A 12,510-nucleotide genomic window follows, 5' to 3' on the forward strand; every position below is an offset into this window, starting at 1 on the left:
ACCGCACCGGTGCGTAGTACACCGAACCGGGCTGATTATCCGAGAAGTCCTCCACCGGTGACCGCAGGCCGAACACATCAGTGGCCGAGCCCAGGTTCAGGAACACCGTCTCTCCCGTGGCATCCTCCACCCCGTCGTTGTCCGTGACGGCGTTGACGTCGCCGCCGGTGGTGATGCCCAGGCCTTCGAGCTTTTCCTGGGTCCAGCCATTGAGTGCCTGCAGCTCGGGCAGCACGTCCAGGGCCTCGGTCTTCTGCAGGACCTCGACCTCCCCGGTGGGGGCGTCCGTGGCTGCACCGTCCTCAGGGACTTCCACGGTGAAGATCTTCTTCAGGGCGGCGTCCGGGCCGTTGAGCTTGTCCCGTTCGATGACAGCCAGGGTGCTCTCATCCACCGCGGTGATCTCGCTCAGGCCGGTCCAGTCGCCCTCCACGTCCGTGGACTCGAGCTCGTAGCCGAACCACTCCCAGGCGCCGTCACCGTTGTTGGCGGCCGGGGTGACCTTGGCGATGCGGGCGAAGTCCTCGCCGGCGGCCTCCCGCTGAACGACCGCGTAGAGCACGGCGTCCTCGCCGGTGCCGTATCCGGTCACGCCCTCGAATCCCTGACCCTGCAGGCCCACCGCGATCTCGGCGGGCAGGTCCACCGCCTGCAGTTCCCTTCCCTGCGCGTCCACGTGGACCAGCCGGTTGCCCTCGGAGCCCACCTCACCGTCGGCGATCGCGGTGCCCTCCACCGCCAGCCAGAAGGTGCCGTCCCGGTCGGCCCAGAGCCCCTCCACGTCGTACCCGTGCTCGAGGACGAGCTCGGAGGTGATGGTGGCCGGGCCGCCGTCGTTGCCGGTGGTGGTGTCCACCGTGTAGATGCGGGACGGGGACAGGAAGTCGTCCGGGGCCGCGTAGAGCTTCTCGTCCTCGCCCGGCACGCCGGCCAGGGCGCCCAGGGCGGACCACGTGATGGGCTGGCCGGCGGCGCCGGCCGCGTCGGCGGACTTCAGCGTCGGAGCGGCCGCCGGGCCGTCACCCAGGCGGTAGATCTGGACGGTGGCGCGGACGCCCACCTCGGCGTCGTCCTCCTCCGAGGTGACGACCATCAAATCCCGCTCCGGGATGGCCAACAGACCCTCGGGGCCGTTGGTGGAGGGCATCAACTGGGTGAAGACGGGATTGGACGGGTCGTTGACGTTGTACACGGCCACGAAGTTGCCGCGCTCGGAGCCGACGAAGGCGTAGGTGGTGTCCCCGTAGGTCTCCACGGTCAGGCCCTCGGGCTCGGCTCCCTTGTTCTCGGACCGGTGCTCGGGGAACTGGCCGTAGCGGTGGGCGAGGTTCTCGAAGGAGTTGCCGGCGTCCCACACCACGTCGCCGAACTCCGCGGACTCCGGATCGGCGTTGAAGACGGTCCAGCCGCGGCTGCCGCCCTTCCAGTCGCCCTCGTTCGCGGTGGCCACGTGGTCATTGCCAATCCAGCCGATGGCATCCGGCTCACGCACGGCGTCGGTGATCGAGCCGCCCAGGGACAGGTTGCCGTCCTCGGCGGTGTCGATGCCGGCCACGGAGACGGCGCCGGCGCTGAAGTGGTCGATGACCTCGCCCGTGGACGCGTCGAGGATGACGACGCCGTTGTTCTCCTGCAGGGTCAGGGCGGCCTTGGTGCCGTCCGGGGAGAACGTGATGTATTCCGGCTCCGGGTCCTCCGGGGTGTCCAGGCCTGTCAACCCGGTCAGGTCCGTGTACCGGATGGTCTCGGCCGTCAGTGCGGTGACGTCCTGGGCGGCGAGGTCGATCACGGCCAGTTCGCCGGCGGGCAGCTGCGGCAGCCCGCCGTCCACGTCCTCACGGTCCTCGTCGCGCTGGTTCTCCATGGCGATCATCGCGGTGGCGCCGTCCGGCGAGACGTCGATCGAGTCGGGCTGGCCCTTCAGCTCCACACCGTGGATCAGTTCGAGGGTCTCAGGGTCCCAGAACTCGACCTTGCCGGTGGGATGGGTGAAATCCGCGGAGGTGTCCGTGACCACGATGATGTGGTCCTCGGTGGCGTACACGGAGGTCGGGGATCCGTCGGTGGCCTTGAATCCGGCCGCCTGCGGGTGCTCCGGGTCGGTGATGTCCACGAAGCCGATGCCCCCGGCCTCGGCGTCGGTGTGGATCACGGTGTTGCCGTCCGCGGTGACGGTGGAGATCTCGGCGACCGTGGGGGCGGAGGGGTCTGCTGCGGGGTCCTCGGCAAGCTGGTTCTCGAAGGCCGGCAGGGTGGCCAGGCGGTGGAAGGAACGGCCTTCGGCAGCCTCGCCGGCGGGCACGGAGGCATCGGCAGCTTCGGCAGCGGTTTCGGCCCGGCCCGAGACGTCGGCGGGTGCGGCCGGCACCAAGGCCGGCACGGCGAACGCCGGGGCGGCGAAGGCACCGGTCAGGGCGGCGGAGAGGCCGAGTGCGACGGCACCGGACAGTCGAGGGTGAGTACTCATGTCGGGGATACCCTTTCGGGGAATGGGAGGGGACCTCACCATCCAATCCCCCGCGCCCCCGACTTGCGTGGCCGTCAGGAGTCCACCGGGTGAACGCTGGGCCAGCGGACGGTGCCGGGCTTAGCGTCCGGCCTGCCTCGACTGCCGGTGGCGGCGCTGGGCATCCCGTGCCCGCAAGATCTGTGCCACGAGGTGGGTCACCAGTCCGAGGCCGATGAGGCCGATCGCGGCCCATTGGATGGGCAGGATCTGCATGCCGCCGCCGATCAGCGCGAACACGATGCCGAGCAGGATGAGCCCCGTGCCGGTCAGCAGGGTGATGCGATAGGCCTTCGAGCCGTTGTCCCAGGGGTTAAACACCGGTCCACCGTATCCCTGAATCGCCGCAACACGAGATCCACGAGTTCCCCGGGCACCGGGCCGGCCTGCCCCAACAGCGGAATCGTGGTGGACTCGGCCCCGGCCGCCGCGGCCTCGGAGACCAGCAGCGACTGGAAGTATCCGGGCGCCAGGAGATAGCTCAGCACCAGAACAGGCCGTTGGGGGTCCCGGGCACACAAGGTCTCGACGGCGGCCGCGATCCGGGGCTGCGCGGCCGAGAGGTAGGCCCCGGCCACGGGCGTGCCGAGCCGTTCGGCCAGGCGGTAGGCGACGGTGCGGCAGTCGGCGACGGCGCCGGCGTCGGTGGATCCAGCCGCACCGAGGACCACCTGGTGGTGCCCGCGCACGAAGCCGGCGTCCAGGGCGCGGCGCGCGAGCAGGTCGACGAGGAGCTCGTCCGGACCCAGCGCGGGCGCCACGGGGATGCCCTGGGCGGCACGCCGGAGATCCACCTTGACGTGGTAACCGCCGGACAACAGCACGGGCACGACGACGGCGCTCCGGTCCGCCGGCAGGCTCGCCAGGACCTCCCCCACCTGCGGCGTCTGGACGTCCACGTGCGTCAGCAGGACCTCGGCCTCGGCTGCGGCCTGGTGCCGCACAGCTCGGGTGAGGGCGGTGATCCGGGCCTGCCCCGCCGGGTCCGCGGTGCCGTGGGAGACGGCGACGAGGGTGAGGGGTCGCTCGTGAGGCTGCTCCGTCATGCGGCCCGCTCTTGGCGTCCGACGGCGACGATCCCGTCCCGCACCCGCACCGGGAAGGTGGCCAGCCTCAGCTCCGGATCGGTGAGGCACTCCCCCGTGGCCAGGTCGTAGACCTGCTTGTGCAAGGGTGAGGTCAGGGTGGGGCGGCCGCCCCGGGAGCCGACGATCCCGCGGGCCATCACGTGCGCCTTCGCGTACGGGTCCCAATGTGAGACGGCGACGACCTCGTCCGAGGGCAACCGCACCACGGCGACCTGCTCGCGGTCCACGAGGGCCGCCTCCGCCCACAGGGGCTCGAGCGCGTCCAGCGGGCAGACGGGCTGCCAGTCGGTGGTCGAGTGGGTGGTCGAGTGGGTGTTGGAGTGGGCGGCAGGGTGGGTGTCGGGGTGCACAGCCGTGAGTGTCATGGACCCACCGTAGGAATCAGTTGTTTCCGTCAGTCTCGCGGGATGTTTCGCGCGTGCAACGTTCTGTTCTCGCCGGCTCCGGCCGGGGGTGTGAGGCCCACGTCATGCAGCCGTTACACCAGGGACACGGCCGGGAAACTGCCGGCTCCTAGCGTGAGTGGCCTACGACGCAAGGGGATGGACTCATGACCGTGCAACCCGAGAAGCAGGCCGCAGGGCGCACCACCGATCGACCGGCCGTCCGGACGATCGCCGTGATCGGCGGCGGTCCGGCCGCGCACCGGCTGGTCGAGGCCCTGTTGGCCCGCAGCGGCAGCGACCTCCGGATCGACGTCTTCGCCGAGGAGCCCTGGGCCCCCTATGACCGGGTGGCGCTGTCCCGCCGGTTTACGGACCCCGCCGATGACCTGGCGCTGAGTTCGAACGGGTCCGGCGGCTCGGCCCCCTCGCTCTGGGAGGACGCCCGGGTCCGCCTGCACACCGGATGCCGGGTCATCGGCCTGGATCCCGACGCGCGGTCCCTCACCGTCAAGGACAGCACCGGCAGCGGATCCACCGTCACCTGGGATGAGGTGGTCCTGGCCACCGGCAGCGACGCCGCCCGGCCGGCGATCCCCGGCGCCGAGGACATGACCGTCTACCGGACCATCGACGACGTGGACCGGCTGCGGGAGCACGTGGCGGCCCTGTCCGAGCGGCTCGGGCGCACGCCTCGCGCGGCCGTGATCGGCGGCGGCCTGTTGGGCTTGGAGGCCGCCGGCGGCTTGCGGGTACTGGGCACGGACGTCACCGTGGTCCATTCCCGGCCCTGGGTCATGAACGCCCAGCTGGACGAGTTCGGCGGACGGACGCTGAACCGGCTGCTGCGCGGCCAGGGATACGTCCTGAGACTCGGGGAACGGCCCAGCGCCCTCCGGGGTGGGGTGCTCTGCTTTCCCTCCGGTGAGGACCTCGAGGTGGACCTGGTGGTGGCGGCCACCGGCATCACGGCGCGGGACGAGCTCGGGGCGGGGATCCTTGAGCTCGGGGCCCGGGGCGGGTTCGCCATCGACGAGCGGTGCGCCACCTCGGCGCCGCACGTGTGGGCCATCGGCGAGGCCGCCAGCTTCAAGGGGGAATGCATGGGCCTGGTAGCCCCGGCCAACACGATGGCCGAGGTGGTCGCCGACCGGCTGTGCGGCGGGACCGGCACGTTCCCCGGCTTCGACACCGCGGCCAAGCTCAAGCTCTCCGGGCTGGACGTGGCCAGCTTCGGCGACGGCTTCGCGTCGGCCCCCGGCGCCCTCGAGGTCGTCTACGCGGACCCCACCGGCGGCCTCTACCAGAAGCTCGTGGTGTCCGAGGATGCCCGCACGCTGCTCGGGGGGATCTTCGTGGGCGACGCCGCCCCCTACGCGTCCCTGCGGCCGCTGCTGGGCCGGGAGCTGCCCGGTGAGGCCGGGGCCTTCCTGTCCGCCGCCGGCAACGGGGCGCCCGTGGACCTGCAGATGCCGGACGACGCCCAGATCTGCTCCTGCCGGGACGTCAGTGCCGGCGATCTGCGCGCCGCCGTGTGCGGCGGATGCCCGGACCTCGGGTCACTCAAGGCGTGCACCGGCGTCGGGACCCAGTGCGGTTCCTGTCTGCCGGCGGCCCAGAAGGTCATGGAGCAGCAGATGGCCGAGTTGGGGATGGAGGTCTCCACGGCGCTGTGCGAGCACTTCGCCCTGTCCCGGTCCGAGATGTTCGAGGCCGTCCGCACCACGCGGCTGACCACCTTCAGCGAGATCGTGTCCCGTTTCGGCACCCCGGCGGACCCGTCCGTGAACCTCGGGTGTGATCTCTGCAAGCCCGTCGCGGCCTCGGTGCTGGCCACCCTCCACGGGGAGTACATCCTCGGCGCGGACCGCGGCGGCCTGCAGGACACCAACGACCGGGCGCTGGCCAACATGCAGAAGGACGGCACCTACTCGGTGGTCCCCCGCATCCCGGCCGGCGAGATCACCCCCGCCAAGCTCGCCGTGATCGCCGAGGTCGCCGAGGACTATGGGCTCTACACCAAGATCACCGGCGCCCAGCGGATCGACCTGTTCGGGGCCCGCCTGGATCAGTTGCCGGCCATCTGGGAGCGCCTGGTGGCGGCCGGTTTCGAGTCCGGCCAGGCCTACGGCAAGGCGCTGCGCAACGTGAAGTCCTGCGTGGGCTCCACGTGGTGCCGCTTCGGAGTGCAGGACTCCGTGGCCATGGCCATCACGCTCGAGGAGCGGTACCGGGGCCTGCGCTCCCCGCACAAGATGAAGTTCGGGGTCTCCGGCTGCGCCCGGGAGTGTGCCGAGGCCCGCGGCAAGGACGTCGGTGTCATCGCCACGAGTGAGGGCTGGAACATGTACGTGGGCGGCAACGGCGGCGCCACCCCGGCCCACGCCCAGCTGCTGGCCAAGGACCTCGACGACGAGACGCTGCTGCGGTACATCGACCGGTACGTGGTCTATTACATCCGCACCGCCGAACGGCTTCAGCGCACCGCCCGGTGGATGGAGGAACTGCCCGGGGGCCTCGACCACGTCCACGACGTGGTGGTCAAGGACACCCTCGGAATCGCCGCCGACCTGGAGCAGGTGGTGGCCGAGCACCTGGAGACCTACCGGGACGAGTGGGCGGCGACCCTCGAGGACCCCGAACGGCTGCGCCGGTTCCGCGGCTTCGTCAACGCACCGGAGATACCGGGCGCACCAGGCGAACCAGGCGAACCAGGCGAACCAGAGACCGGTCCCGTGGTGGTCGCCGGCCCGCGGATCCCGGTGCGGGGAGGCCAGCGATGAGCCCGGCAGCGAACCCGGCGACAGGTCCAGAGTTCGCTCCCGGCAGCGTGGCCCTCGTCGGCGGCGGCCCGGGTGCGGCGGACCTGCTGACGGTGCGGGCGATGCGCCTGCTCCGGCAGGCCGACGTCGTGTACTTCGACCGGTTGGCCCCGACCGAGGACCTGGCAGTGTGGGCCCCGCGGGCCCGGCTGGAGGACGTCGGCAAACGGCCCGGGCACCATAAGGTGCCGCAATCCGAGATCAACCGGATGCTTGTGACCTCGGCGCTGGCCGGGCTGCGCGTGGTCCGCCTCAAGGGCGGGGATCCCTTCGTGTTCGGCCGCGGCAGCGAGGAGGCGGCCGCCTGCGAGCACGCCGGGGTGCCCGTGACCGTCGTCCCGGGCATCACCTCGGCTGTGTCCGTGCCGGCCGCGGCGGGGATCCCCGTCACCGCCCGCGGGATCAGCAAGTCCTTCACGGTCGTCTCCGGCCACGATCCCCTCAGCGAGGAGGAGCTGGCCGGGTTGGCCCAGTTGGGCAGGCAGGGCGGGACGGTGGTGGTGCTCATGGGCATCGGCACCCTGGGCCACACCGCCGCCGGACTGATGCGGCACGGGCTGGACGCCCGGACCCCGGCAGGCCTCGTGGAACGCGGCTGCACCCCTCAGCAACGGGTCTGCCTGGCCCCGATCGAGACGATCCTGCTGGCCTCGGCGGTGGAGGGCATCGCCTCACCGGCCGTGCTGGTCATCGGCGAGGTGGTGCGACTGGCCCCCGGAGCAGACCTGCCCTGGTCCAGTTTGGCGGGGCTGACGGGGCTGACGACCGGCGTGGCGGGGCTCACCGATCTGGTGGACAACGCATGAGCGAACAGACCACCGTGACCTCCGTGGCGCAGGTCCTGCCGCAGACGCTCGCCGGTTTCCGGATCGGCGTCACCTCGGACCGGCGCAGCGAGGAGCTCATCAGTGCCTTCGAGCGCCGCGGTGCCGAGGTGATGCATGCCCCGGCCCTCCGGATCGCCCCGCTGACCGAATCCGTGACCCTGCACCGGGACACCCGCCGTGTCATCGCGGCCCTGCCGGATTTCGCCGTCATCACCACGGCGTACGGGATGCGCCGGTGGATGGAGGCCGCGGACGCCTACGGGCTCGGACCGGACCTGCACGGGGTGCTCGCAGCGGCCGCCATCCTCGTCCGGGGATCCAAGGCCCGTGGTGCCGTCCGGGCCGCCGGCCTGGACGACGTCGGCTCACCCGAGGACGAGCGGACGGCGTCCGTGGTGGACCTGCTCCTGGCCCGGAACCTGTCCGGGCGCACGGTGGCGTTCCAGCTGCACGGGATGCTGGACCACCGGCAGATCGGGCGGCTGGAGAGGGCCGGCGCCCGCGTGCTGACGGTGATGCCCTACACGTGGGCCCGGCCCGCGGAGGACTCGGCGCTGCTGCGGATGATCGACGCCGCCATCGACCGCCAGCTCGATGTGCTCACCTTCACGGCGGCCCCGGCCGTGGAGGCCTTCCTCGCCGTCGCCCAGCAGTACGGCCGGCTGGAGGCCCTTCTCGAGGCGCTGCGAGCGGAGGTGGCGACGGCCGTCGTCGGGAAGGTCACCGCCGGGCCACTGCATGAGGCGGGGCTCCAACCGCTCATTCCCTCGCGGTGGCGCCTCGGCGCCATGATCCGGTTGGTCTGCGAACACCTGGAGCAACAGCAGGTGCTGCGCATCCGGACCCGATGGGGGCCTGTGGAGATCCGCGGTGCACAGGTGCATCTGGTGGATCACGCGGCCGATCCTGTACGGCTGCCGCCGGGGCCCCTGGCGCTGCTGCGTGAACTGGTGGACGCCCACGGAGCCGTGCTCTCCCGCGGGCACCTGCTGGAGACCCTGCGCCAGTGCGAATCCGAGCATGCCCTGGAGATGCTGGTGTGGCGGCTGCGCCAGCAGCTGCCGGTGCCCGAACTGGTGGCCACCGTGGTCAAGCGGGGCTACCGGCTGGCTGTGTAGCGGACGGTCCCGCCAGCAGCTGCTCGATCCGGTCCCGGCACGTCCCACAGCCGGTTCCCGCGCCGCAACGGCCGCCGACCTCGTCCACCGTGGCGCTCTCCATGGCCGCCTCGTGGACCTGTCCGGCGGTGGCGCCCGAACACCGGCACAGCACGTCCTCCGGTCCCAGCTCGCGGTCCGCGGCGGCATGCTCCATCGCCAGCAGCGCGGAACGTTCCGCCACGGGCAGGGTGCCGGTCAGGGCATGCCGGGAGAGTTCCGCCGCCGAGCGGGGCAGGCCGATGGCCACGAAGCCCAGCAACCGGGACCCCTGCGTGACGATGCGCAAGTACTGCCCGGCCCCCGGGTCCGCCCAGGTGGACACGCTCGGGCCGTGCGGGTCCCACGGGTCCGCGGTGAGATCACCCGCGCAGGCCACGGACAGCGTGTGGGACTTCACCACGATGGGGTCCAGGCGTCCGGTCGAGGCCGAGGCGTCGGGTGCTGGAGCGGGCGTGGGGGTGGGGGCAGGAGTGGGGGTGGTGGTGGACGTGAGGACGGGACGGCCGGCGGCATCGCGTTCCACCGCCTCCGGTACGCCGGACTCGGCCCGGAGGGCACCGGCGGTGGCCCGGGCCTGGTCCCAGCCCGGCCCGATGAGTCCGCTCGGCCGGGACCCCAGGACGGCGGCGCAGTCGCCCACCGCGAAGACGGCTGAATCGTCCGGGCAGCGGCCGTCCCGGTCCACCACGATCCCGCCGCGGGGCAGCGTGTCCAGTCCCGCGGCCGCCGCGAGCTCGTCCCGGGGACGCACCCCGGTGCAGGCCACGAGCAGGGTGGCCGGGATCCGCCGCCCCTGGGTGGTGCGGATCCCGGTGAGGTGGGGGACGCCGTCGTGCGCCGTGGCCCGGTCCTGGGCGCGGGCGGCGACCTCGAGTTCCTGCACTCCGCAGTCCGGCCGGACCTGGATGCCGGCGGCGAGGAGCTGGCGCAGCAGCAGCCGGCCGGAATCGGGATCGAGCTGGCGTCCCAGGGGCACGTGGCCGCGGTGCAGCAGAGTGACCGCGGCGCCGACCTCGGCGAGCGCCAGCGCCGCCTCCACCCCGAGGACGCCTCCCCCGAGCACCACCACGGGTTCGGCGTCCCGCACCGCCTCGTGCAGGCGCCGGGCCTCGGCCAGGTCCCGCAGGGCCATGACGCCGACCGGGCGGTGTCCCGCGGCGGCCGGGACGGAGATGCCCCGACCCACGGTGCCGGAGACCGGGAAGTCCGGGATCACAGCCTGGGCTCCGGTCGCCAGCACGAGCCGGTCATAGGGAACCGAGGTGCCGGGCGCGCCCGGAGCACCGGAGGCTTGGTCGAGCATCACCGTCTTGCGCTCCCGGTCGAGGGCCACCACCGTGACCCCGCACCGGATCACGACGCCGGCCGGCTCGGGATCCTGCGCGTCGAGCAGGGACAGCGCGGCGCCGTCGACCCGGCCGCTGGCCACGTCACCCAGGCGGATCCGCTGGTAGGCCGGGACGGGCTCCTCCCCCAGGATGGTCACGTGGACTGCGCCCGCCTCCAGTGCCGGGCGCAGCTCCTGGACGAGCCGGGCCGCCACTGGTCCGCCGCCCACGATCACGATCCGCAGGGGCGATCTCAAGACCGGCCTCCGTCCACGGACCCCGCGGGGTGCAGGGTCACGGCGGTGTTCTTGAACTCCGGCATCTGGCTCTGCGGGTCCAGCAGGCCGGCCGTCAACTGGTTCGCGGCGCCCCGGCCGGCGAAGTGGAAGGGGACGAACACGGTGTCGGTGCGCAGACCGGCATCGAACACCACACGGGCCCGCATCCTCCCGGAGGTGCTGCGCAGCTCGGCGGGAGCGCCCTCCGTGAGCCGGAGCCCGTGGGCTGTGGCGGGATGCACGCTGACGGTGGCCTCGGGGTGCACACCGAGCAGATCCGGCACCCGGCGGGTCTGCGCCCCGGACTGGTAGTGCTCCATCAGCCGCCCGGTGGTCAGGGTGAGCCCCTGGGACGAGGGTGGCCGGGGATCCCGGACATGGATCGGCCCGAGGCGTGCTCGGCCGTCCGGATGGCCGAAGGAGGCGGTGAAGGCCCGCGGGGTGCCGATGACGGGTTCTCCGGAGACGGTGACCTCCTGGGTGCCGGGGGCGTGCTCGCCCAGGGGCCAATAGGCGGCGACCTCGCCGATACGGTCCCAGGCCACGCCGGAGTAATCGGCCCGGGCTCCGGCCGTGACCCGGCGGATCTCGTCGAAGACCTCGGCGGGTTCCGAGGCCAGCGGCACGGCGCTGCCCAGGCGGCGGGCGAGCTCCGCGAGGATCCAGAGCTCGGAGCGGGCCCCCTCCGGTCCGTCCACCGCGCGGGAGCGGCGCAGCAGGCGGCCCTCGAGGTTGGTCAGGGTGCCGTCCTCCTCCGCCCACTGCAGGACCGGCAGGACGACGTCCGCGAACTCAGCCGTCTCGGAGCGGAAGAAGTCACAGACCACCAGCAGGTCCAGCGCGCGGAGCCCCTCCTGGACGCGCTGGACGTCCGGGGCGGAGACCACCACGTTGGCCCCGTGCACCAGCAGGGCCTTCACACCGTGCTCCGTCCCGAGGGTGTGGAGCAACTGGGTGGCGGGCAGGCCGGGTCCGGGCAGCGTGTCCGCGGGGATGCCCCAGTGCCGGGCCGTGACCCCGCGGTCCGCCGGGTCGGTGATGGAGCGCAGGCCGGGCAGCTGGTCCGCCTTCTGGCCCATCTCCCGTCCGCCCTGGCCGTTGCCCTGACCGGTGAGGGTGCCATAGCCACCGTGCCGGGTCCCCGGCAGGCCGAGGAGGAGGGCCAGGCTGATGGCCGCCTTGGCGGTGTCCGTCCCGTCCCGGTGCTGTTCCACGCCGCGGCCGGTGAGGATGAAGACCGGGTCCCCGCCGGACTTCGACGCGCGGGCGGCCGCCGCCAGGTGCCGCGCCAGCCAGCGAATGCGCCCGGCCGAGATCCCGGAGAGGGTCTGGCCCCGCTCCGGCCACCAGTCGGCGACGGACCGGCGGAAGGACGACAGTCCCGTGGTCCGGCGGGACAGGTAATCCTCGTCGGCGAGCCCCTCCGCGAGGATGACGTGGGCAACGGAGAGCAACAGCGGCAGATCCCCGCCGGGAGCCGGGGCCAGGTGGTGCCCCGCTCCGTCCCCGGTGAGCTGCGCGGTGGCCGAGCGGCGGGGGTCCACCACGATCAGCCCACCGTGGCTGCGGGCCTTCTCCAGGTGCTGGACGAACGGCGGCATGGTGTCCGCCACGTTGGATCCCAGGAGCAGGACAGTGCAGGCCGAGTCCAGGTCTGTCAGCGGGAACGGCAGGCCCCGGTCCAGACCGAGAACCTCGGTGGCTGCCTTGGCGGCGGAGGCCATGCAGAACCGCCCGTTGTAGTCGATCCGGGAGGTGCGCAGCGCGGTCCGGGCAAACTTGCCCAGCGTGTAGGCCTTCTCGTTGGTCAGGGAGCCCGAGCCGAAGACCCCGATGGCGTCCCGGCCGTGGCTCCGTTGGAGGGCCATGATCCGGGAGGCCACGAGGTCCAGGGCCTCGTCCCAGGTGGCTTCGCGCAGGGGTGCCGCATCCCGGCCAGCGCTGTCACGAGGGGCGCTGTCCCGGATCAGCGGGGTGGTGAGCCGGTCCGGACGGTCCCCCAGCAGCACGGCGGAGGTGGCGCCCTTGCGGCAGAGCCGGCCGCGGTTGGTCGGGAACTCGGCGCCGGTGACGGTCACGGGGCTGGCGGTGGGGGTGGTCCGGGACGGATCGCTCGAC

9 protein-coding genes are annotated in these 12,510 nt (G+C 72.5%); 3 read left to right on the forward strand and 6 right to left on the reverse strand.

The window, feature by feature from the left end; genetic code table 11:
• From RUH65_RS13245 to nirD, 4 genes are all read right to left on the reverse strand, one after another.
• Positions 1-2,467, reverse strand: a 2,467-nt coding sequence (locus RUH65_RS13245) for an esterase-like activity of phytase family protein (RefSeq protein WP_313818020.1), incomplete at its 3' end; no start/stop codon positions are given.
• A gap of 120 nt (positions 2,468-2,587) precedes the next feature.
• On the reverse strand, positions 2,588-2,827 hold the full coding sequence (locus RUH65_RS13250; protein WP_313818021.1) for a hypothetical protein: 240 nt from the start codon (positions 2,825-2,827) through the stop codon (positions 2,588-2,590).
• On the reverse strand, positions 2,776-3,552 hold the full coding sequence (locus tag RUH65_RS13255) for a CbiX/SirB N-terminal domain-containing protein (protein ID WP_313818023.1): 777 nt from the start codon (positions 3,550-3,552) through the stop codon (positions 2,776-2,778). The genes RUH65_RS13250 and RUH65_RS13255 overlap by 52 nt, the downstream gene beginning before the upstream one ends.
• Positions 3,549-3,959 carry a nitrite reductase small subunit NirD gene (gene nirD, locus RUH65_RS13260; RefSeq protein ID WP_313818025.1) on the reverse strand — a complete coding sequence of 137 codons (411 nt, stop codon included), beginning with the start codon at positions 3,957-3,959 and terminating at the stop codon, positions 3,549-3,551. Before nirD ends, RUH65_RS13255 begins: the two co-directional genes overlap by 4 nt.
• Positions 3,960-4,144: 185 nt before the next feature.
• Here nirD and nirB point away from each other — a divergent pair, with 185 nt between their 5' ends.
• Genes nirB through RUH65_RS13275 form a run of 3 tightly spaced genes read left to right on the forward strand, consistent with a single transcriptional unit; the run spans position 4,145 to position 8,744 of the window.
• On the forward strand, positions 4,145-6,760 hold the full coding sequence (gene nirB, locus RUH65_RS13265) for a nitrite reductase large subunit NirB (protein ID WP_313818026.1): 2,616 nt from the start codon (positions 4,145-4,147) through the stop codon (positions 6,758-6,760).
• The gene (cobA, locus tag RUH65_RS13270) at positions 6,757-7,605 is read left to right on the forward strand and encodes a uroporphyrinogen-III C-methyltransferase (protein WP_313818027.1); all 849 of its coding nucleotides are present in this window, start codon (positions 6,757-6,759) and stop codon (positions 7,603-7,605) included. The genes nirB and cobA overlap by 4 nt, the downstream gene beginning before the upstream one ends.
• On the forward strand, positions 7,602-8,744 hold the full coding sequence (locus tag RUH65_RS13275) for a uroporphyrinogen-III synthase (protein ID WP_313818028.1): 1,143 nt from the start codon (positions 7,602-7,604) through the stop codon (positions 8,742-8,744). The genes cobA and RUH65_RS13275 overlap by 4 nt, the downstream gene beginning before the upstream one ends.
• On the opposite strand, the gene RUH65_RS13280 is transcribed toward RUH65_RS13275, so the two are convergent.
• On the reverse strand, positions 8,716-10,371 hold the full coding sequence (locus RUH65_RS13280) for an FAD-dependent oxidoreductase (RefSeq protein WP_313818029.1): 1,656 nt from the start codon (positions 10,369-10,371) through the stop codon (positions 8,716-8,718). The genes RUH65_RS13275 and RUH65_RS13280 overlap by 29 nt on opposite strands.
• Positions 10,368-12,510: molybdopterin oxidoreductase family protein (locus RUH65_RS13285; protein WP_396180265.1), on the reverse strand; the 2,143-nt coding region annotated here is incomplete at its 5' end. The genes RUH65_RS13285 and RUH65_RS13280, both read right to left, overlap by 4 nt.

Origin of the sequence: Citricoccus sp. (assembly GCF_032154715.1) — a bacterium.
Classification (GTDB): Bacteria; Actinomycetota; Actinomycetes; order Actinomycetales; family Micrococcaceae; genus Citricoccus.

What these genes read in the sequence shown, in the direction of transcription:
- RUH65_RS13255 (WP_313818023.1), bottom strand. Translation starts at nt 3,552, where the DNA reads ATGACGGAGCAGCCTCACGAGCGACCCCTCACCCTCGTCGCCGTCTCC.
- nirD (WP_313818025.1), bottom strand. Translation starts at nt 3,959, where the DNA reads ATGACACTCACGGCTGTGCACCCCGACACCCACCCTGCCGCCCACTCC.
- nirB (WP_313818026.1), top strand. Translation starts at nt 4,145, where the DNA reads ATGACCGTGCAACCCGAGAAGCAGGCCGCAGGGCGCACCACCGATCGA.
- cobA (WP_313818027.1), top strand. Translation starts at nt 6,757, where the DNA reads ATGAGCCCGGCAGCGAACCCGGCGACAGGTCCAGAGTTCGCTCCCGGC.
- RUH65_RS13275 (WP_313818028.1), top strand. Translation starts at nt 7,602, where the DNA reads ATGAGCGAACAGACCACCGTGACCTCCGTGGCGCAGGTCCTGCCGCAG.